The 19577-nt window shown below is 74.6% G+C and carries 21 protein-coding genes; 8 read left to right on the top strand and 13 right to left on the bottom strand.

Annotation, left to right across the window (positions count from 1 at the left end):
- Nucleotides 1-66: 66 nt before the first annotated feature.
- From IR170_RS00690 to IR170_RS00680, 3 genes are all read right to left on the bottom strand, one after another.
- Nucleotides 67-1488 carry an MFS transporter gene (locus IR170_RS00690; RefSeq protein ID WP_193660841.1) on the bottom strand — a complete coding sequence of 474 codons (1422 nt, stop codon included), beginning with the start codon at nt 1486-1488 and terminating at the stop codon, nt 67-69.
- Nucleotides 1485-2354, bottom strand: coding sequence for a glycerophosphodiester phosphodiesterase (locus IR170_RS00685; protein ID WP_319804837.1), 870 nt, complete (start codon nt 2352-2354; stop codon nt 1485-1487). Before IR170_RS00685 ends, IR170_RS00690 begins: the two co-directional genes overlap by 4 nt.
- A 109-nt stretch (nt 2355-2463) precedes the next feature.
- Nucleotides 2464-3153 carry a TetR/AcrR family transcriptional regulator gene (locus IR170_RS00680; RefSeq protein ID WP_193660840.1) on the bottom strand — a complete coding sequence of 230 codons (690 nt, stop codon included), beginning with the start codon at nt 3151-3153 and terminating at the stop codon, nt 2464-2466.
- Nucleotides 3154-3211: 58 nt separating this feature from the next.
- On the opposite strand from IR170_RS00680, the gene IR170_RS00675 reads away from it, so the two are divergent.
- Nucleotides 3212-6346, top strand: coding sequence for a crotonase/enoyl-CoA hydratase family protein (locus IR170_RS00675; RefSeq protein WP_193660839.1), 3135 nt, complete (start codon nt 3212-3214; stop codon nt 6344-6346).
- 179 nt (nt 6347-6525) lie between these two features.
- Here IR170_RS00675 and IR170_RS00670 read toward each other — a convergent pair whose 3' ends face one another.
- Nucleotides 6526-8052, bottom strand: a complete 1527-nt coding sequence (locus IR170_RS00670; protein ID WP_193660838.1) for a helix-turn-helix domain-containing protein — start codon at nt 8050-8052, stop codon at nt 6526-6528.
- Nucleotides 8053-8155: 103 nt separating this feature from the next.
- Between IR170_RS00670 and IR170_RS00665 the strand changes: the two genes are divergently transcribed.
- Together IR170_RS00665 and IR170_RS00660 are read left to right on the top strand one after the other, a co-directional pair.
- Complete coding sequence (locus tag IR170_RS00665; protein WP_193660837.1) at nt 8156-9187, top strand: zinc-dependent alcohol dehydrogenase family protein; 1032 nt, start codon at nt 8156-8158, stop codon at nt 9185-9187.
- Between the two features lie 131 nt (nt 9188-9318).
- Entirely contained in the window at nt 9319-10992 is a 1674-nt protein-coding gene (locus IR170_RS00660) for an alkaline phosphatase D family protein (RefSeq protein WP_193660836.1), read from the top strand.
- A gap of 37 nt (nt 10993-11029) precedes the next feature.
- On the opposite strand, the gene IR170_RS00655 is transcribed toward IR170_RS00660, so the two are convergent.
- The 6 genes from IR170_RS00655 to IR170_RS00630 form a co-directional block, all read right to left on the bottom strand.
- Nucleotides 11030-11356, bottom strand: coding sequence for a hypothetical protein (locus IR170_RS00655; RefSeq protein ID WP_193660835.1), 327 nt, complete (start codon nt 11354-11356; stop codon nt 11030-11032).
- A gap of 175 nt (nt 11357-11531) precedes the next feature.
- A complete protein-coding gene (locus IR170_RS00650) occupies nt 11532-11693 on the bottom strand; it encodes a hypothetical protein (protein ID WP_193660834.1) in 162 nt (53 codons plus the stop codon).
- Between the two features lie 184 nt (nt 11694-11877).
- Entirely contained in the window at nt 11878-12270 is a 393-nt protein-coding gene (locus IR170_RS00645) for a DUF6314 family protein (RefSeq protein WP_227488458.1), read from the bottom strand.
- A gap of 50 nt (nt 12271-12320) precedes the next feature.
- Entirely contained in the window at nt 12321-12725 is a 405-nt protein-coding gene (locus IR170_RS00640) for a hypothetical protein (RefSeq protein WP_056864441.1), read from the bottom strand.
- A gap of 98 nt (nt 12726-12823) precedes the next feature.
- Nucleotides 12824-13399 (bottom strand): hypothetical protein, encoded by a 576-nt coding sequence (locus IR170_RS00635; RefSeq protein ID WP_193660832.1) that lies wholly within the window; start codon nt 13397-13399, stop codon nt 12824-12826.
- A gap of 26 nt (nt 13400-13425) precedes the next feature.
- A complete protein-coding gene (locus IR170_RS00630) occupies nt 13426-14076 on the bottom strand; it encodes a CG0192-related protein (protein ID WP_193660831.1) in 651 nt (216 codons plus the stop codon).
- Between the two features lie 36 nt (nt 14077-14112).
- Between IR170_RS00630 and IR170_RS00625 the strand changes: the two genes are divergently transcribed.
- The 5 genes from IR170_RS00625 (at nt 14113) to IR170_RS00605 (ending at nt 17553) form a co-directional block, all read left to right on the top strand.
- Nucleotides 14113-14955 (top strand): alpha/beta fold hydrolase, encoded by an 843-nt coding sequence (locus IR170_RS00625; RefSeq protein ID WP_319804836.1) that lies wholly within the window; start codon nt 14113-14115, stop codon nt 14953-14955.
- A 10-nt stretch (nt 14956-14965) separates the two neighbouring features.
- A complete protein-coding gene (locus IR170_RS00620; RefSeq protein WP_193660830.1) occupies nt 14966-15592 on the top strand; it encodes a GrpB family protein in 627 nt (208 codons plus the stop codon).
- A gap of 32 nt (nt 15593-15624) precedes the next feature.
- The gene (locus tag IR170_RS00615; RefSeq protein WP_319804835.1) at nt 15625-15927 is read left to right on the top strand and encodes an AAA family ATPase; all 303 of its coding nucleotides are present in this window, start codon (nt 15625-15627) and stop codon (nt 15925-15927) included.
- Nucleotides 15928-16015: 88 nt separating this feature from the next.
- Nucleotides 16016-16738 carry a carbon-nitrogen hydrolase family protein gene (locus IR170_RS00610; protein WP_319804834.1) on the top strand — a complete coding sequence of 241 codons (723 nt, stop codon included), beginning with the start codon at nt 16016-16018 and terminating at the stop codon, nt 16736-16738.
- A 347-nt stretch (nt 16739-17085) separates the two neighbouring features.
- Nucleotides 17086-17553 (top strand): hypothetical protein, encoded by a 468-nt coding sequence (locus tag IR170_RS00605; protein WP_193660829.1) that lies wholly within the window; start codon nt 17086-17088, stop codon nt 17551-17553.
- An 83-nt stretch (nt 17554-17636) separates the two neighbouring features.
- Here IR170_RS00605 and IR170_RS19240 read toward each other — a convergent pair whose 3' ends face one another.
- From IR170_RS19240 to IR170_RS00590, 3 genes are read right to left on the bottom strand one after another with little or no spacing between them, the layout of a single operon-like run.
- Nucleotides 17637-17957 (bottom strand): hypothetical protein, encoded by a 321-nt coding sequence (locus tag IR170_RS19240; RefSeq protein ID WP_227488377.1) that lies wholly within the window; start codon nt 17955-17957, stop codon nt 17637-17639.
- 29 nt (nt 17958-17986) lie between these two features.
- Entirely contained in the window at nt 17987-18535 is a 549-nt protein-coding gene (locus tag IR170_RS00595; RefSeq protein WP_193660828.1) for a GrpB family protein, read from the bottom strand.
- Between the two features lie 9 nt (nt 18536-18544).
- Nucleotides 18545-19534, bottom strand: a complete 990-nt coding sequence (locus IR170_RS00590; protein WP_193660827.1) for a phosphotransferase — start codon at nt 19532-19534, stop codon at nt 18545-18547.
- Nucleotides 19535-19577: the final 43 nt, after the last annotated feature.

Raw genomic sequence — 19577 nt, 5'->3', positions numbered from 1 at the left:
GCGGCTCACCCCCGCGGATTCACAGTCGCCTCTCAGGATGCGGCGCCCGGGCGGCGGGTGAGCCCCTCAGGCCGCCGACCGCCGCAGCAGCGAGGCCGGCACGGTGTTGCCGGCCTCCTCGATGCCGCGCCGGGGGTCGAGGCGCAGCAGCACCAGGAAGCCCAGCAGGAAGAACACCAGGAGGGCGAAGATGGCGGGGCGGTAGGAGCCGGTGAGCTGGAAGACCAGGCCGAAGAGCAGCGTGCCGAACCACGAGGTGCCACGCTCGGCGGCGTTGTAGAGCGCGAAGTACTCCCCCTCACGGCCGCGGGGGATCAGCAGGCTGAAGAACGAGCGCGACAGCGCCTGGGTGCCGCCCATGACGACCGCGATGGCGGCGCCGGTGAGCACGAAGAGCCCGACGTCGCCCGCGGGCAGGGCGATGGCGGCGACGACGATGGCCATCCACCCGACCGTGCCCCACAGCAGGCACCGGTAGGCCCCGTGGGTGGAGGCCAGCCGGCCGAAGAGCAGCGCACCGCCGAAGGCGACGAACTGGATCATCAGGATGGTCGCGATGAGCACCGTCTGGCTCAGCCCGAGCTGCTTGGAGCCGTAGGTCGAGGCGCTCGCGATGACGGTCTGGATGCCGTCGTTGTAGAAGAGGTAGGCGATCAGGAAGGTCATGGTCATCGGGTAGCCGCGCAGCTCGCGCATCGTGGTCCACAGCTGCCCGAAGCTGCGCTGCACGAGGGAGCCCTCGCGCGACGGCGCCTCGGGGGAGGGCTGGTGGTCGCGCAGCCGCACGAAGGGCACGATCGTGAAGCCCGCCCACCACAGCGCCGCCGAGAGCATCGAGAGGCGCACGGCGAGCTCGGTGCCGATGCCGAAGGCGTCGTGGCCCAGCACGACGACGAGGTTGAGCAGGAGCAGCAGACCTCCGCCGAGGTAGCCCCAGGCCCAGCCGCGCGAGGAGACCCGGTCGCGCTCCTCGACGGTGGAGATGTCGACGAGGATCGCGTAGTAGCTCACCAGCGAGCAGCCGCCGAGGATGCTCGCGGCCACCACGGCGACCGCGCCGAGCTGCCAGTCGTCGCCCTCCATGAAGAACAGCAGCGACCCGGCGAGCGCGCCGGCCCACGCGAAGCCGGCCATGTGGCGCTTCTTGTGCGCCGAGCCGTCGACGAAGGCCCCCACCACGGGCAGCACGAAGGCGCTGGCGATGGTGGCGAAGGTCGTCAGGTAGGCCGGCAGCGAGCCGGCGGCCAGGTCGAGCCCCAGCAGCGAGACGGTGCGGCTGCAGGTCTCGTCGGGGTCGGGGCAGCCGGCGGCCCGGCCGGCGACGGTGATCATGTACGGCGCGAAGAGCACCGTCAGCACCGAGGTGTAGAAGGCGGAGTTGGCCCAGTCGTACCAGCTCCAGGCCCGTTGCTCGCGCCGCCGCTCCAGCGGGCGCAGGTCGGCGACGCCGCGCGGGGCGCCGGTCGACTGCTCGGGGTCGGTGCTCATGCGGGCTCCCTCCACCGCCCCGCCGCCACGAGGACCTCGCGGAGGACGTCGGTGCGGTCGGTCATCAGGCCGTCGACGTCGAGGTCGAGCAGCGCGGTCATCTCCTCGGGGTCGTCGACGACCCACACGTGCACGTGCTTGCCGGCCGCGTGCGCCCGGCGCACGAGGGAGCGGGTCACGACCTGCAGCCGCCAGCGGCCCCACCGCCGCTCCCGCGGCACCTGGAGGGCGGCGACCCGCCGTCCGGTGAGCAGGTCGGCGAGGCGCGCGCTGGGGCACAGCCGCCACACCGCCACCTCCACGGGGTGGGCCGACGTGGCCACGCGCCCGCCGGTGAGGCGGCGGAAGCGGCCCAGCCGCCGCGGGGAGAACGAGCCCACCAGCAGCCGGTCCCACGCCCCCCGGTCGGCCACGAAGTCGGCGAGCGCCTCGACGGCGCCGTCGGACTTGAGGTCGACGTTGAAGCGGGCCCCGGGCAGGGCGTCGAAGAGCTCGGCCAGGGTCGGCACCTGCTCCCGGCCGCCGACCCGGGCCCGTCGGACCTCGGCCAGGCTCAGCGAGGAGATCGCGCCGCGCTGGTCGCTGACCCGGTCGAGCACGCTGTCGTGGAAGGCCAGCAGGACGCCGTCACGGGTCACGTGCACGTCGGTCTCGAGGTAGCGGTAGCCGAGGTCGGCGGCGTGGCGGAAGGCCGCCAGCGTGTTCTCCAGCCCCTCGATCTCGGGGTGGAAGGCCCCGCCGCGGTGGGCGAAGGCCAGCACCGGTCGGGTCGGCCCGGCGCCCGTGGTGCCCTCCCGCAGGTACGCCGGCACCGCGTCGGCCCGCGACGCCCGCGGTGCGGCCGAGGGGCGCGGGCGTCGGGTCACGGGCGTGAGTATGCACCTCCGCGCCCGCCGCCGGGGAGCGGCGGGCGGCGGGGCCCGCCGCGCGTGTCGGGCGCCGGCCGGGCCCGGGTGGGGACCGGTCGGGGGCGGGTCACAGCCAGGTGTCGGCGTCGGCGCGGCCGAGGAGCACGGGGAGGGCGCGTCGCCACCGCTCCACGACCCGCGCCTGCGCGGAGCCACTGGGATCGACGAGCCGGGTCATCGCGGCGCCGGTGAGCAGGTCGACGGTGAACTGCACGAGGGTCGCGACGCGGGGGTCCTCGTCGCCGACGACCCCCGCCACGGTGGCGTGCACCGTGGCGAAGACCCGGCGCTCGACCGGGCCCAGCACCGACCTGAGGTCGGGGTCGGTGCGTGCGGCGACCCACAGCTCCAGCACGGCCAGGAAGACGGGGTCGGCCAGGTCGGCCTGCACGAGGTCGACCGCCGCGTCCCAGCCGGTCCGCGGGTCGGTCCGCGTGTCGGTCTGCGGGCCGGTCTGCGGGCCGGTCCGCTCATGGGCGCTGGCGCGGGCCTCGGCGCCGGCCCGCTCACCGAGCACCCCGAGGCGCCGGGCGGCGACCTCCTCGACGACCGCCACCATCAGCGCCGCCCGGGTGGGGAAGTGGTGCAGCAGCGTGCCGCGGGCCAGCCCGGCGCGCTGCTGCACCTCGGCCAGCGTGGTGGCGGCGTGGCCCTTCTCGAGCAGCGAGGCCACGGTCGCGTCGAGCACACGGGTCCGGGTGGCCGCGCTGCGCTCGGCCTGGCTGCGCCGCGGGTGTGACGGGCGGGTCGCGGTCATCGGGCCAGGCTAACGGTCCAGGGTCACAAACAGTCCAGGCCGACGGTATGTTGTGGGCATGGACCCCGAGCCCTCCGCGGCGACCGACCCCGCCCGACCCGCCGCCCCCGGCCGCGCGCCGGCACCCGCCGACCGGGTGGTGCGCGCGGTGCGGCGTACGACGGCGGGGGCGCGGGGCGCGGTGTCGCTCGCGCGGACCCCGGGGCTGGTGCGGGGCCTGGCCGCCGGGGTGGGCGAGGGCCTCGCCGCGCGGGTGGGGCTGGCCGGCTCCGCGCGCAGCGGGCCGGAGGAGGTCGCGGGGCCGGGCGAGCACGGCGTGCTCGACCCCGACGCCGCGATGCCCGCGCCCGAGGGGCTCGACGGGTTCGCGCGGCGCGTCAGCGCGGCCCGGTCGGTGCCGTCGCCCGCGGCAGCGGTGGTCGAGCTGATGCACTCCACCGGGGCGCTCGCCTCGTGGCTGACCCTGCACGCCGCCTACCGCGGCGAGGTGCCGGAGGTGCTGGCCGAGGGCGACGCCCTGCGCCAGCAGATCCTGCTCATGGACATCCCCGCCGAGGCGCGCTGGCGGGTGGAGGCGGCCGACGAGCACGGCCTGGCCCTGCGTGGCACCGGTCCGATGGGCATCACCCTCGCGCTGTGGCTGCGCGTCGCGCCGACCGACGGCGGCAGCGTGGTGAGGCTCGACGCCGGTCTCGACGGCGCACCCCTGCGCGGCCCCGTCGGCACGACCGCCACCCGCAGCGTCGAGGCCGCCCTCGCCTCCTCCCTGGTGGCGCTCTCCGAGGCGCTCAGCGGCGCGGCACCGGCGGGCCCGCGGCTGCGGGTCGGCTCCGCCCCCGTGCTCCACCGGGCCTCGGGCCGGATGCTCGAGGCGAGCACCCCGGTGATCGTGGGCGTGGGCCAGGTCGTGCAGCGCGACCCCGACCCGGTGGCTCGGCCCGACCGCGACCCCGTCGCGCTGGCCGTCGAGGCGCTGCGGCTGGCCGCCGAGGACTCCGGCGCGGCGCTCGACCTGCTCGCTGCCGCCGACCACGTCTACGCCGTGCCGAGCGCGTCGTGGACCTACGCCGACCAGGCCGCCCTCGTGGCCGCCGGCGTCGGCGCGACCCCGGTCGCGACCGTGCAGTCGAGCCCCTTCGGCGGCGACGGCGGCCAGCTGGTCGTCAACGACGCCGCCGAGGCCGTGGCCGAGGGGCGCGCGCACGTCGTGCTGCTCGCCGGCGCGGAGGCCGGCGCCACGGTCTCGCGGGCGCAGGCGCTGGGGATCGAGCTCGACTGGCCCCGCCAGCCCGAGGGCACCGCCCCCACCCGCACCGTCGGGGTCGACCGCGTCGCCAACACCGAGGCGGAGACCGGGGTGGGCCTCGGCGCGCCCGTCTACGTCTACGCCCTGCTGGAGTCGGCGGTGCGCCGGCGCCTGGGTCGCAGCGCGGGCGAGCACCTCAAGCACGTGACGCGGCTGTGGTCGCGCTTCTCCGGCGTCGCCGCGGCCAACCCCTACGCGTGGTCGCCGCACCGGGTCGCCGCGGAGGACCTGGCCACGCCCGCACCCGACAACCGCGCGGTCAGCGCGCCGTACACCAAGCTGCTGTGCGCCAACCTGCAGGTCGACCTGGCCACGGGCACGGTGCTGACCAGCGTCGCCGCCGCCGAGGCCGCCGGGGTGCCGCAGGAGCGGTGGGTCTTCGTGCACGCGGGCGCCTCGGCCCACGACGAGTGGTTCGTCTCCGAGCGCGACGACCTGTCGCGCTCGCCCGCGATCGCCGCGATCGGCGCGGCCGCGCTGGCCCACGCGAACGCCTCGATCGAGGACGTCGACCTGGTCGACCTCTACGCCTGCTTCCCCTCCGCGGTCGAGATCGGGGCCGATGCACTGGGGCTGCCCCTCGACGACCCCGACCGGCCCCTGACGGTGACCGGCGGGCTCACCTTCGCCGGCGGCCCCGGCAACAACTACGGCAGCCACGCCGTCGCCACCATGGTGCCGCTGCTGCGGGCCCGCCCGGCGGCGCTCGGGCTCAGCACCTCGCTGGGCTGGTACGCCACCAAGCACGCCCTCGGCCTCTACTCCGCCACCCCGCCCGAGCGCCCCTTCGCCCACCTGCGCCCGGTGGTGGACCGCCCGCCCCGGCGCCCCGTGCTGGCCTCCTACGCCGGACCCGCCGTCGTGGAGGCCGCCACGGTGCCCTACGACCGCTCCGGCGAGCCCGAGGCCGTCGTGGCCAGCCTGCTGACGCCGGCAGGGGAGCGGGTGCTGGTGCGCAGCGAGGACCCCGCGCTCGTCACGGCGATGCTCGACGACGTGCTGCTCGGCGCGGAGGTCGAGGTCGCCGTCGGCACCGGGAGCGGCACCGGGAGCGGGGAGGAGCGTCTCGTGGTGACCGCCCCCGGGCGCCCGGGCTCGACGCCGGCCCCGCTGCCCGCGGCGCCGCGCCCTCCGGTGCGCACCGAGCGTCGCGGTGCCGTGCTGGTCGTCACGCTCGACCGCCCGGAGGTGCGCAACGCCGTCGACGCCCGCACCGCCGAGGCCCTCGAGCAGGCCGTCGACGACGCCGAGGCCGACCCCGGGGTGCGGGCCATCGTGCTCACCGGAGCGGGTGGCACCTTCTGCGCGGGCATGGACCTGCGGGCCGCCGCCCGCGGCGAGCTGCCGGTGACCGCCGGGCGCGGGCCCCTCGGGCTGACCGGTCGACCGCCCACGACGCCCCTCGTGGTGGCGGTGGAGGGGGCGGCGCTCGCCGGGGGCTGCGAGCTCGTGCTCGCCGCCGACCTCGTCGTGGCCGCGCAGGACGCGACCTTCGGGCTGCCCGAGGCCCGACGCGGACTGGTGGCCGCCGCCGGCGGCATGGTGCGCGCCCGCGAGCGGCTGCCGCGCAACGTCGCCATGGAGCTGGTGCTCCTGGGCGAGCCCGTCGACGCGCCGCGCCTTCACGCCCTCGGCCTGGTCAACCGGCTCGTGGCGCCGGGCGATGCCCTGGAGGAGGCCGTCGCCCTGGCCGCGCGGATCGCCGGCAACGCACCGCTCAGCGTCGCGCTGGGCAAGCGGGTCGTCGACGAGTCACCGGGCTGGGCGCCCGCGGAGGCCTTCGAGCGGCAGGGCGAGCTGGCCTCGGCGGTGCTGCTCTCCGACGACGCGCGCGAGGGCGTCGAGGCCTTCGCGGAGCGCCGCGACCCGGTGTGGCGGGGTCGCTGACCCCGGTCGCCGCACCTGCCGGGGCCGCGGGCGCACGTGTGCCGCGCGTGCCCGTCGTACGGCGGGAGGGGGAGCTGTCGGCCCGGACCCGCACTTGTCGGCCCGTGCGTGGGCCGACAGGTGCGGGTTTCACCGGCCGGCTGGTGACACCCGCAACCGCCGCCGGGCGCGGCCCGGCCTCAGATGTCGCGGAAGGTCTCGATCGAGGCGCCGAGGGTGTTGAGGCGCTCGGCGAGGTCCTCGTAGCCGCGGTGGATGACGTAGGTCGAGCGCAGCACGGAGGTGCCCTTCGAGGCCAGCATCGCCAGCAGGATCACCACGGCAGGGCGCAGCGCGGGCGGGCAGACGATCTCGGTGCCGGAGAAGTGCGTCGGCCCCTCGATCATCACGCGGTGGGGGTCGAGCAGCTTGACCGAGGCGCCGAGCTTGGTCAGCTCGGTGAGGTAGATCGCGCGGTTCTCGTAGACCCAGTCGTGCAGCAGCGTCTGACCCGTCGCCACCGCCGCGATGACCGCGAAGAACGGCAAGTTGTCGATGTTGAGGCCGGGGAACGGCATCGGGTGGATCTTGTCCAGCGGCGCGTGCAGGTCGGAGGCGTGGGTGGTGAGGTCGACCAGCCGGGTGTGGCCGTTGCGCGCGACGTACTCCTCGGTGCGGTCGTAGCGGAAGCCCATCTCCTCCAGCGTGGCCAGCTCGATCTCGAGGAACTCGATCGGCACGCGCTGGATCGTGATCGAGGACTTGGTGACGATCGCGGCGGCGAGCAGCGACATGGCCTCGATCGGGTCCTCGGCCGGGGCGTAGTCGACGTCGACGTCGATGACCTCGCAGCCGGTGACGGTGAGCGTCGTGGTGCCGACGCCCTCGACGGTGACGCCGAGGCGCTGGAGGTAGAAGCAGAGGTCCTGGACCATGTAGTTCGACGAGGCGTTGCGGATCACCGTGGTGCCCGGGTGCAGCGCGGCGGCCATGAGGGCGTTCTCGGTGACGGTGTCGCCGCGCTCGGTGAGCACGATCGGGCGGCCCGGCTCGATGGCCCGGTTGACCTGGGCGTGGTACATCCCGTCGGTCGCCTTGACCTCGAGGCCGAAGGGACGCAGCGCGGCCATGTGCGGCTCGACGGTGCGCGTGCCGAGGTTGCAGCCGCCGGCGTAGGGCAGCTCGAAGGCGTCGGCACGATGCAGCAGCGGACCCAGGAACATGATGACCGAGCGCGTACGCCGCGCCGCGGTCTCGTCGACCGCGTCGAGGCGCAGCTCCTTGGGCGGGATGATCTCCAGGTCGTTGTCGGCGTTGAGCCAGCGGGTCTGCACCCCGAGGCTGCCGAGCACCTCGAGCAGGCGGTTGACCTCCTCGATGCGGGCGACCTTCCGCAGCGTCGTGCGCCCGCGGTTGAGCAGCGAGGCGCACAGCAGCGCGACGCCGGCGTTCTTGGAGGTCTTCACCTCGATGTTGCCGGTCAGCGTGGTCGGACCGCTCACGCGCAGGTGCGTCGGACCGGCGCCGAGGGCCACGATCTCGGAGTCGAGCGCGGCGCCGATGCGGGCCAGCATCTCCAGGGAGAGGTTCTGGTGGCCCTTCTCGATGCGGTTGATCGCGCTCTGGCTGGTGGAGAGCAGCTCGGCCAGCTGGTGCTGGGTGAGGCCTCGGTGCTTGCGGGCGTCGCGGATGAGGTTGCCGATCCGACCCTTGTATCCCTCGCTCATGCCGTCCACGGTAACTCACATGTGAGATAGCACCGCATCCTCCGTGCCCCGCGCGTGTCGGGCCGGTCCGGGCGGTCGGGGAGGGCGTGCCAGGATCGGCACCATGAAGGCCACCACCATCCACGCTGCCCGCGACATCCGCTTCGAGGAGGTGCCCGACGCGCGCGTCGAGCAGCCCACCGACGCCGTCGTCCGTGTCACCACCGCCTGCATCTGCGGCTCCGACCTGTGGCCCTACCGGGGCGAGAACCCGATCAAGGCCGGCTCCACCATCGGCCACGAGTGCATCGGCGTCGTCGAGGAGGTCGGCTCCTCGGTCTCCCAGGTCCGCGTCGGCGACTTCGTCGTCGTGCCCTTCGACCACTGCGACAACACCTGCGCCCACTGCCGCGCTGGCATGCAGTCGGCCTGCGTGGACCTCTCCATCACCCAGAGCGGCCAGGGCGAGCTGGCCCGCGTCGGACACGCCGACGGCAGCCTCGTGCGCGTCGACGGCGTGCTCGGCGACGGCCGCCCCGATCCCGCCCTGGTGCCCTCGCTGATGGCCCTCTCCGACGTCATGCCCACCGGCTGGCACGCCGCGGTGAGCGCGGGCGTCGCCGAGGGCGGCACGGCCGTGGTCGTGGGCGACGGGGCCGTCGGCCTGTGCGGGGTGCTCGCGGCCTCGATGATGGGCGCCGAGAAGGTCGTGGTCATGTCGCGCCACGAGTCGCGCCAGCGCATCGCCCGCGACTTCGGCGCCACCCACGTGGTGGCCACGCGCGGCGAGGAGGGCGAGGCCGAGGTCATGGAGATCACCGGGGGCGTCGGCGCCGACGCGGTCCTGGAGTGCGTCGGCACCGACCAGGCCATGCGCACCGCCTTCACGGTCGCCCGCCCCGGCTCGACGGTGGGCTTCGTCGGCGTGCCCCACGGGGTCGAGCTGCCGATCCGGCGGATGTTCTCCCACAACGTCGGCCTCGCCGGCGGCATGGCCCCCGTGCGCCGCTACCTGCCCGAGCTGCTCGACCACGTGCTGGCCGGCCGCATCGACCCGGGCCTGGTCTTCGACCTGACCCTGCCGATGGACCAGGTCGCCGAGGGCTACGCCGCCATGGACGAGCGCCGCGCCACCAAGGTGCTGCTCCAGCCCTGAGCGCACCGCAGGGACCGGGGCGCGCCGCCGCGCGCCCCGGCAGCGGCCGGGCCCACACGGGTGGGCCCGGCACCGTCGGCCGCGAGTAGCGTGCCCGCGGGAGAGGTCCGCACGGACCGGTGGGAGGACGCATGACCGAGCTGGTGCTGGGACCGTTGCTGCGCCACGTCGACGAGACGTCGGCGACGATCTGGGTGGAGACCTCCGACGCCACGTCGGTCACGGTCAGCACCACCGACGAGGGCGGGGGAGCGGGCCCGAGCGCGCAGGCCCGCACCTGGCGGGTGCACGGGCACCACTACGCGCTCGTCGAGCTGACCGGCCTGCAGCCGGGGTCGCGCTCGGCCTACACCGTCTCCCTCGACGGCGCCGAGGTCTGGCCCCCGCCGGAGACGCCGCAGGAGGACTCGGTCATCGGGACCCTGCTGGCCGGGCGTCCGCTGCACCTGCTCTTCGGGTCGTGCCGCGTCGCGGTGCCCCACGACGAGGAGCACCACGAGAGCTTCGGCGTCGACTCGCTGCGCACCTTCGGCCTGCACCTGATCCGTCACCCCGAGCAGCGACGGCCCGACCTCATGATGTTCCTGGGCGACCAGGTCTACGCCGACGAGACCTCGGAGTCGATGCGCGACTTCATCGCCGCGCGTCGCGACCCCGACCAGGACCCGGGCTGGGAGCTGCAGGACTACGAGGAGTACGCCGAGCTCTACCGCCTCGCCTGGAGCGACCCCGCCAACCGCTGGCTGCTCTCGACCGTGCCCAGCGCGATGATCTTCGACGACCACGACATCCGCGACGACTGGAACACCTCGGTGACCTGGCGCCGCGACATGGAGGCCACCTCGTGGTGGAAGGGCCGCATCGTCGGCGGGCTCGCCTCCTACTGGGTCTACCAGCACCTGGGCAACCTCGACGCCGCCGGTCGCGCCGAGGACCGGGTCTGGCAGCTCGTGGCCGGCCACGAGGGCCCCGAGGAGCTCGACCTCACCCAGACCCTCGACGAGCTGGCCGACCTCGCCGACCGCGAGCCCACCACCTACCGGTGGAGCTACGCCCGGACCTTCGACACCCAGGCGCGCCTGGTCGTCGTCGACTCCCGCGCCGCCCGGGTGCTGGAGCCCCAGCTGCGCTCGATCATCGACGACGAGGAGATGGCGTGGCTCGACTCGCAGATGCGCGGCGACGTCGACCACCTGCTCGTCGGCACCTCGCTGCCGTTCCTCATGGCCCCGGGACTGCACCACACCGAGGCCGTCGTGGAGGCGGTCGCGGAGGGAGTGTGGGGCAAGCACGTCGCGCGGCTCGCCGAGAAGCTGCGCCGCGCCGTCGACATCGAGCACTGGGCCGCCTTCCAGGACGGCTTCCGCAAGGTCGGTCTGATGGCGCGCGAGGTGGCCGCCGGCGAGCGGGGCCGCGCCCCGGTCACCGTCACCTTCCTCAGCGGCGACGTGCACCACAGCTACCTCGCCCGCGCCTGGCCCGACCCGAGGGCCGGCGTGGAGGCGCGCAGCCGGATCGTGCAGGCGGTGTGCTCGCCCATCCGCAACCCCCTGCCGACGGTGATGCGGCTGGCCTTCTCGCTGGGCGTCCGCGGCAAGGCCCGCCCGCGGGGCTGGGTCATGGGGCGGCGCACCCTGCGCTCGCCGCTGCACTGGGAGGTCACCGACGGGCCGTGGTTCACCAACCTGCTGGCCACCCTCGATGTGCGCCCCGGCGGGCTGTCGATCACCTGGTCGACGGGCGAGGTCCGCGACGGCGACCACGACCGGCCGGTCTGGCGCGCGGTGTCCTCGGTCGACGTCTGAGCCGCGCGGCGAGTCGACCCCGACGAGCGGAGCCCGCTCAGGCGGGCCCGATGAAGGCGACGGGCTTGCCCCGAGCACGGGCGTAGGCGACCTCGCGGCGGGTGGACTCGCCGAGGTGTCCACCGGGGGCGACGACCAGGACCCTGTCGGCCAGGTCGATGCGGCGCAGGTGGAGCTCACCGAGCGCGGTGCGCTGCTCCTCGCTCACGGACTCGTCGGTGACGGCCAGGTCCGATGGCCGGTCGAGCACGACCGGCGCGAGCACGATCGCCCCGGCGAGGGTGAGCACGCGCGTCGCCTCGGCCAGTTCCTCGGCGAAGCGGAGGGAGCCGCAGAGGCACACGACCTCGGGGCGTGGGGGCACGGCTGGTCCTCGCGGGTCGGTGACTCGGTTGCGCACCAGGATGACAGAACGTGCATGTGAAGGCGGCTGCGGCCGAGACGCTGCTCGACCACCGCTCAGGCCGGGTAGGTTTCGAGACACTCGCTGGCGCTCGCTCCTCAACCACCGGAGCAGGCCTCGCGACCGGCCTGCGGGGTCAGGCGACGCGGGCGGTGCGCACGGGGGTGCCCGGCATGACGACGGGCTCGCAGGAGCAGCTGTCGCCGCAGGCCAGGAAGGTGTGCACGGCGTGGCCGCAGCGCAGGCACGGCATGTCGTGCGACAGGTGCGTGTCGGTGGCGGGGGTGGTGTCCCACATGGCTGGTTCCTCCTCTCGTCGTCGGTCCGGGATCCGTCCCCTGACCGTACGGACACCGGGGGGCCGATGTGAGGTGAACGACACGCGCGTCGCGAAGACTGTCCGGACGGGGCGGGGGAGGCCTGGCCCGGACGGGCCATGCGCCGTGGTCACCTGTGACCACGTGTGGCGTCGGGCCGTCGGATCAGCCGTGCAGCGGGCGGTGCGCGGCGACCATCGTGTAGTCCTTCGCCGGGCCCCGGACCTCCCAGGTGATGGTCCAGCCGCCGGCCGGGGAGCCGGGCTCGAGCAGCCCGCGGTAGTGGTCGCGTCCGCAGGGGTGGTCGACCTGCACGCCGGGCTCCCAGGGGTGGAAGTCGCGTCCGTCCTCGAAGGTGACCCACCAGCCCTGGGCGCGGGACTCGACGTAGAGGGTGCGGGAGACGGGCACGCTCGTGCCTGGCCACGACATGGTGCCGTGCTCGTGCCACCGCACACGGCCGTCGCCGAGGAGGGCGAGCTCGGCGAGCCCCACCACGCTGCGGCGCAGCCCTTCGTGGCGGTCGTCGATGTCGCGCTCGACCGACCACGTGCCCAGCAGGTCGAGCGGCCCGGCCGGGGTCGACCGGCCGGGCGGGGGAGCCGTCGTCAGCGGCTCTGGGTGGTGCGCAGCGTCGCGGCGATCAGCACGACGATGCCGGCCGACAGGTCGCTGACCATGACGGTCGTCGAGCTGTTGGCGAAGATGCCGACCAGCACCAGGCCGATGCCGCACAGGAAGAGCACGCCGATGGCGGGTGCGGCCGGGAGGTCGACCTTGAGAGAGAGCGCCGCGAGGATGATCACCAGCGCGAAGGACTGCGAGATGTAGCCCGACCACATGCCGTCGGGGGTGTCGGTGGAGTAGAGCATCCAGCTGGAGAGCAGGAGCGCCGTCGCGGCGCCGAGCGCCAGGGCCCAGCCGAGCGGGCCGGCGACCGGCGGGGGAGCGACGTAGGGCTGCTGCGTGACGGTCTCGGGGGTGGCCGGGGTCGACGCCTCGGGTCGGGACACGGGAAGGGACACGGTCGGGCCGCTCTCTGCTCGGAGTTCGATCGGGGGTGGTGCGTGCAGCCGGGCTGCGCTCGTGCGAGGTGCTGCTGGGGCCGATCCTAGCCGGGCGTGCGCCGCCGCCGGTGGGCCAGGTGGGGCGAGGGATCGGGCGGAGGAGGGGGCGGGAGCAGCTCGTTCTGCCGCTCGCGCACGGCGAGCTTGATCTGCTGCAGGTTGTTGCGCAGCAGGTCGGAGACCAGCTCGTCCATGCGGGGGTCGCCGAGCATCTCGATCAGCACCCGCAGGGTGGTCTCGGTGACCTCGGAGACCACGAGGTCGTAGCCGGGCAGGCGTCCGATGAGCCGGGAGGTCGGGTCGTGGCGGACCTTCTCGGTGACCAGGGCCTTGAGCTCGTCGTGGTTCTCGAGCAGGGCGTCGGAGATGTTCTTGGTGTAGTGACCGGTCTGGATGACGTCGGCGACCTCGTCGAGCACCATGATCGTGATCGGGCGCTTCACCATCGAGACCACCTTGTCGCGCCCCTTGTTGATCTGGCGGATCGCGAAGGGCGTGCGCAGCCCGCGCCGCACCAGGAAGCGGGTCACGACGGCCGAGACCACGGCGAGCGCGATGAGCAGGACGACGATCAGCGCGACGAGCTGGGTCGTGCTGAGGCCGGCCAGGAGGGGGATCACGGCGCCATCCTGCCGGACCGCAGCCCTCACCTGGTGAGCGTGGCGAGCAGCAGCGGTCCGGTCGCCTCGCCCGCGTGGCCCGTGAGCACCCCGGCCGGCGGGTCGGACGGAGCGGCCGCGGGGTGCCGGGAGACGCCGAGCGTCGCGCCCCCGACCCGCACGAGGGTCCAGCCGTCGACGTCGGTGACGGCCTCCTCGCCCAGCGCGCGCCCGACGTCGAGTGCGGTGTCCGCCAGCGGCGCAGCGCCGCCGGTGCCGTGCGCGCGCGCCGACGGGTCGCGCTCCACCTCGGTGCCGTCGTCCTGGCGCACCACCTCGCGGGCCTCGCCGGCCGCGTCGGCGATCGTGGCCGCCAGCGTCGCGACGTACGCCGGGTCGCCGCAGCCGTCGTAGACCCAGCGCGGACCCAGCACGGTGTGCTCCATGGTCGTGACCAGCCAGCGCTCGCCGTCGGGCAGCGGCGCGCCACGGAAGGTCAGCGGCACCTGGAGCACACCGCCGGCGGCGTCGCGCACGAGGAAGGTCTCCACACCCACCTCGCCGGCCGGGTCGTCGAACCGGAAGGCGCCCAGGGTCTCGACCTCGCCCGCGTCGAGCGCCCACGGCTGCTGCGGCAGCCAGGCGTTGATCGCCTCGAGCTTGGTCGGGACGATGCTCGCGCGGTGCAGGAGGGCCATGCCCGGCAGGCTAGCCGGGGCTCCTAGGCTGCACCGGTGACCTCGCCCGACGCCGCTGCCCCCGAGCCGTCGACCTCCGACACGTCCCCGCCCGCGCTGCACACGACCGAGGTCGGCTCGACCGGTCCCACCGTGGTCTTCCTCCACGGGCTCTTCGGGCAGGGCCGCAACTTCACCCAGGTCGCCAAGGCCCTCCAGCCCGACCTCCGCTCGGTGCTCGTCGACCTGCCCAACCACGGACGCTCGCCGTGGACCGGCACCGCCGACTACGAGACGGTCGCCGAGAGCGTCGCCACTTGGCTGCGCGCCACCTACGCCGCGCAGGGCCCGGTGCACCTCGTGGGCCACTCGATGGGCGGCAAGGTGGCGATGGTCCTCGCGCTGCGTCACCCCGACCTCGTGGACCGGCTCGTCGTGGTCGACATCTCCCCGGCGCCCAGCGACGGGGCGGGGGAGTTCGAGCACCTGCTGGGAGCGCTGGCCGGGCTGGACCTGCCTGCGCTGACCAGCCGTGCCGACGCCGACGCGGGTCTGGCCGAGGAGATCGACGACGAGCGAGTGCGCGGCTTCCTGCTGCAGAACCTGCGCTCGGGCCAGGACGGCTTCCGCTGGCAGGCCGACCTCGACCTGCTGCGCCGCGAGCTGGCCGCCATCGCGGGCTTCCCCGTGCTCGACGACATCGCGCCGTTCGACCACCCGGTGCTGTGGATGGCCGGCGAGCACTCGGCGTACGTGCAGCCCGAGCACGAGCCGTCGATGCGCTCCCTCTTCCCGCGCACCCGCCAGGTGACCATCAAGGGCGCCGGGCACTGGGTGCACTCGGAGCGGCCGGAGGCCTTCGTCTCCGCGCTGCGCGTCTTCCTCACCGCGGCGCTCTAGCCTGACCGGCATGCCGACCCGCGCCCAGATCGTGTCCTTCGCCGGCGACGAGGCACCGCCGGGCGCGTCGCCCTGGGTGGCGGGCCGGGGCCCGAGCCCGTACGTCGCGGTCGTCGAGCCGGACCCGTCGTGGCCCGAGCGCTCCGCGCAGGTCGCGGCGACGGTGCGCAGCGCCCTGGGCTGGCGGGTGCTGGCGCTGGAGCACGTGGGCTCCACCGCCGTGGCGGGGCTCGCCGCGAAGCCCACCCTCGACCTCGACCTGGTGCTCGCCGACCCCGACGCCGAGGACGCCTACGTGCCGGCGCTGGAGGCGCTGGGCTTCGTGCTCACCGTGCGTGAGCCGTGGTGGCAGGGCCACCGGCTGCTGCGCCTCGACCCGCCGGCGCTGGGGGAGAGCCTCGGCTGCCACCTGCACGTCTTCGGGCCGGACAGCGCCGAGCCGTGGAAGCACCGGCTCTTCCGCGACTGGCTGCGCGCGCACCCCGACGAGCGGGAGCTCTACGCCGCCGCGAAGCGCTCCGCCGCCGACGCCGCGAGCGCGGCGGGGGAGCACTCGATGCTCTACAACGCCCGCAAGCAGGACGTGGTGCGCGCGATCTACGCCCGTGCCTTCCGCGCCGCGGGCCTGTCGGACTGAGCAGCGACCCCAGGGCGCACCAGCCTGGCGTGGTGCCCAGGGTCGTCGTCATGTGCGGGCCGGCCGGGTCGGGCAAGACGACCTGGGCGAGACGTCTCGAGACGGCCGGCATGACCCGGCTGTCCTTCGATGTCGAGATGTGGCGGCGCGGGATCACCACGGTGCCGCTGCCGCCCGAGGTGCGGGCCGAGAACGAGACCGACCTGCGCGCCCGTCTGCTGCAGCTCGTCGGGGACGGCGCCGACGTGGTGCTCGACTTCTCCTTCTGGTCGCGCGCGATGCACAACGACTACGCCGGCTGCTGGCGCCGCTGGGCGTCGTGCCCGAGCGACTGAGAGGGAAGGTCGCGGCACTCCGGTCGCCGTGGCGCGTGGGGTCGCCGTGGCGCACGGGGTCGCCTCGGGGCGTGGGATCGTGTGCCGCGTGAGCGACCCCGCCCTGCCCGACCTGCCCGTCGCCGTCGCGCAGCCGAGGGTCCATCGCGGCGACCTCGCCGCCACCGCGCGCGAGCACGCCCTCGCCCTCGCCTCGGCCGGTGCCCGCCTGGTCGTCTTCCCGGAGCTCTCGCTGACCGGCTACGAACTGGACGCGGAGCCCGTCGCGCTCGACGACCCGCGCTGGGCGGTCGTCGTCGAGGCCTGCGCCCGGGCTGGAGCCGTGGCCCTGGTCGGCGCTCCGGTGGCCGTCGATGACCGCCTCTTCATCGCCACCGTCCGTGTCGACGGCGACGGGGTCTCGCTGGCCTACCGCAAGAGCTGGCTCCACGGCGACGAGCACCGCCGCTTCACCCCCGGCGACGGCCCGGCCACCACGACGGTCGACGGCTGGATCGTCGGCCTGGCCATCTGCAAGGACACCGGAGCGAGCCAGCACACCGCGGCTCTCGCCCCGCTCGGCGTCGACCTCTACGCCGCCGGTGTCGTCGACGTGCCCGCCGACGTCGTCGAGTGCCGCGCCCGAGCCTTCGTGATCAGTCGCGCGCTCGGCGTGCCCGTGCTCATCGCCAGTCACGCCGGCGGCACCGGCGGGGGATTCACCGAGACCGCCGGCCGCTCGGTGGTCGTCGCCGCCGACGGATCGGTCCTGGTCGAGGCCGACGAGGCCGTCGGCCGCGTCGTGCGGGCCACGCTCGTCGCCTCGACGTAGCCCGGCTCGGCAGGGCCACCGTTCCGCGCGGTCAGCCGCGCCCGGTGTCGCTATGACCTAGGATCGCGACGTCTTTACTTTTCCGTCTCGGGAGGTCCGTCGTGTTCACCTGGATCCTCGTCGCCTGTCTGGCGGCCGTCGTCCTCTACGCCGTCGCCGGCTGGGTCAGCGCTGGTCGGGTCGCACGCCGCCTGCGCAGCGGTGAGACCGGGGGAGAACAGCTGTCGAGCCGCCACGAGGCCGACCAGCGTGCTCGAGCCAGCGCGGCGAAGGCCCAGCGGGACGCCGTACGTTTCCACCAGCCCGGGTCGTCGGGTCCCAACCCCTCCGGGCCCTAGCCTGTCGCGATGTCCGTCTCGCTGAAGTACGCCGTGGTCGAGCGCGAGCGACGCTGGCTGGTCCGTCGGATCCCCGAGGGGGTCTCGAGCACGAAGGACATCGTCGACCGCTACGTCACGGGCACGCGCCTGCGGCTGCGCGAGGTGACGGAGGCCGACGGCACTGTGGTCCGCAAGCTCGGGCACAAGGTGCGACTGTCCGACGGCCCGGCCGAGGTCGCGTGCACCAATCTGTACCTCGACGACGCCGAGTGGGCCGTCCTGGCCGCGCTGCCGAGCCGGGTGCTGCGCAAGCGCCGCCACATGATCCACCGCGACGGCCTGCTGGTCGTCGTCGACGAGCACGAGGACGGCTCGCTGGTCGCCGAGCTCGACGACGGCGACCGGCCCGCAGGCAAGATCCCGGCCTGGCTCGACGTCGTCCGGGACGTATCCGAGGACGAGTCGTGGACCGGGGCCAGCCTCGCCGGGTCCTGAGCTCGTTACTGTCAGGATCCGACGCGTGGTCAGCACCCTGCTGACCCGCTCGCCTACCTCCGAAGCACCGCCGATAACTGACATTATGTCAGGTCGCGGAGAATGACAGCCGTGTAACGCGTCTCCGCCCCTCCCCGGTGCCCGCTCCCGACCCGCGCCTCGATGTAGGCCGTCGTCGCGAGGTAGTCCTCCTGCGGGTAGACCACCGGACGGATGACCGGGTGGTTGACCGAGAGCAGCAGCCGACCGCCGGGCTCCAGCACCCGGCGCAGCTCGACCAGCGGGCCCCGGACCAGTCCTGAGCCGGCCGCCGAGACCGTCTCTCCCGTCCAGAACCACCGGAACCCCGGCGCGACCGGCCCGGTCGGGCGCGTCTTCCGGTCCCCCGCCCGCGGCTGCGCCATGGCCCGAGGCTAGTCGTGCCCCACGCCCCTCAGGCGCTGCTCGGGTCGTTGAGCCGCAGGATCCGGCGTCGCTCCTCGGCGGTGAGGTCGGCGACCGCGAGCACCTCCTGGAGCACCGCCGACTTGCGGGCGACATAGGTGTCGATGTCCATCGCCGGCTCGGCGGCCAGGGCGAGCTTGACCGCGGCGTAGGCCTCGCGCAGGTCCTCGCGGCGTCGGAGCACGTCGCGCACGGCGAGGTGGTTGCGCACGCTCAGGCTGCCGGCGGGGCAGACGTAGACGTGACGCCGCGGATCGTCGTCGGGTGCGTGGAAGGCCTCGCGGTCGGGCACGCCGAGGTCGCCGCGGTGCACGTAGCCGGCCGACTCCAACGCCGCCACCGCGGCGTCGACGTCACCCGCGGGGACCACGACGTCGATGTCGAGCACCGGTTTGGCGGCCAGACCGGGCACCGCGGTCGAGCCGACGTGCTCGACGTACGCCGAGGGCACCGCGGTCAGGGTCGACCGCAGCTGCGCGGCGACCCGGTCGAACTGCACGGGCCACTGCGCGGAGTACGGGACCACCTCGATCGGCACCCGGCGATGCTAGCCGCCGAGGCGGGCCGTGACGGCTCGGGCCTCGCTCCCCCAGCCGGTCGGATCTCCACCCGTCGGCACCATCGCCCAGGACGCCGCGAGCTCCACGACGTCGAACCAACGGCTCTCGGCAGGCGAGAGTCGGCTCACCGACTCATAGCCCGCCCGGAACGTGTGGCGGACCCCGCCCGGGACCGGCGCCCAGTCGTGGAAGCGGGTGCCGAGGAGCACAGCGGCCCGCGCCAGCTCGACCACGCGCTGCTCGGCGCGGGCCTCCTCGAGGTCGAGCAGCGCCACGACCTCGGATCCCCGGCACAGCACGTTGGCCGAGCGGACGTCGCCGTGGACGAGCTGGGGCGCGCTACCCAGGTCGGGTGCCTCCCGCAGCAGGCGGCGCAGGAGGGCGCCGGCCCCGGCGGGCACCTGGCTGCTGTCGGCCTCGAGCCGGCCGGCGAGCGCTCGCCGCGGGTCGACGTAAGCCGGCGAGCCGGCGAGGTGCACGCCGCCCGGCCAGCGCGCGAGAGCCAGGTGCAGACGCGCGAGCGCTGCACCCGCGGCCCAGACCTGGGCCGGGTCGTCGACGTCGAGCACCTCGCCGCGCACGACGCGCTGCACACCCGTCGAGACCCCGTCGTGCTCGACCTGGAGCCGTCCGTCGCGAGCCGGCACCAGCGCCGAGACCGGCTGCCCCTCCCCCTCCAGCCAGCCGGTCAGCGCCGCGAGCTGCTGCAGCCGGGCGAAGCGCTCCTGTGAGCGCGTCCACTTCGCCAGCCGGGGTCCGTCGTCGGTCGACAGCCAGGCGAGGGCGTTGACGTCGCTGAGGACGATCCGCTCGCAGACCACGTCGTGGGCGCCCCACACCCGCCCCACCAGCGAGCACACCCATCGCCCGGCTGCGGCCGCGCCGTCGAGGCCGAAGCGCTGTCTCAGCACGCGGTCGGGGTCGGCGTCCTCCCACAGCATCGCGACCTGCGGCGCGGTCGTCGGGGAGTCGCTCATCGGTCCACCCCATCACGAACGGCCTGCGGACGGCCGGCCCTCG

It is taken from the genome of Nocardioides kribbensis, from assembly GCF_015070375.1.
GTDB lineage: Bacteria > Actinomycetota > Actinomycetes > Propionibacteriales > Nocardioidaceae > Nocardioides > Nocardioides kribbensis.
The sequence above is the reverse complement of the archived record's forward strand: the minus strand, read 5'-3'. Positions and strand labels throughout refer to the sequence as shown.

Bases quoted from the DNA above. Each gene is read 5' to 3' on its own strand.
- IR170_RS00670 (WP_193660838.1), bottom strand. From the start codon at position 8,052: ATGAGCGAGGGATACAAGGGTCGGATCGGCAACCTCATCCGCGACGCC.
- IR170_RS19240 (WP_227488377.1), bottom strand. From the start codon at position 17,957: ATGGCGCAGCCGCGGGCGGGGGACCGGAAGACGCGCCCGACCGGGCCG.
- IR170_RS00660 (WP_193660836.1), top strand. From the start codon at position 9,319: ATGACCGAGCTGGTGCTGGGACCGTTGCTGCGCCACGTCGACGAGACG.
- IR170_RS00680 (WP_193660840.1), bottom strand. From the start codon at position 3,153: ATGACCGCGACCCGCCCGTCACACCCGCGGCGCAGCCAGGCCGAGCGC.
- IR170_RS00605 (WP_193660829.1), top strand. From the start codon at position 17,086: ATGTCCGTCTCGCTGAAGTACGCCGTGGTCGAGCGCGAGCGACGCTGG.
- IR170_RS00630 (WP_193660831.1), bottom strand. From the start codon at position 14,076: ATGGCCCTCCTGCACCGCGCGAGCATCGTCCCGACCAAGCTCGAGGCG.
- IR170_RS00690 (WP_193660841.1), bottom strand. From the start codon at position 1,488: ATGAGCACCGACCCCGAGCAGTCGACCGGCGCCCCGCGCGGCGTCGCC.
- IR170_RS00675 (WP_193660839.1), top strand. From the start codon at position 3,212: ATGGACCCCGAGCCCTCCGCGGCGACCGACCCCGCCCGACCCGCCGCC.
- IR170_RS00665 (WP_193660837.1), top strand. From the start codon at position 8,156: ATGAAGGCCACCACCATCCACGCTGCCCGCGACATCCGCTTCGAGGAG.
- IR170_RS00650 (WP_193660834.1), bottom strand. From the start codon at position 11,693: ATGTGGGACACCACCCCCGCCACCGACACGCACCTGTCGCACGACATG.
- IR170_RS00590 (WP_193660827.1), bottom strand. From the start codon at position 19,534: ATGAGCGACTCCCCGACGACCGCGCCGCAGGTCGCGATGCTGTGGGAG.
- IR170_RS00620 (WP_193660830.1), top strand. From the start codon at position 14,966: ATGCCGACCCGCGCCCAGATCGTGTCCTTCGCCGGCGACGAGGCACCG.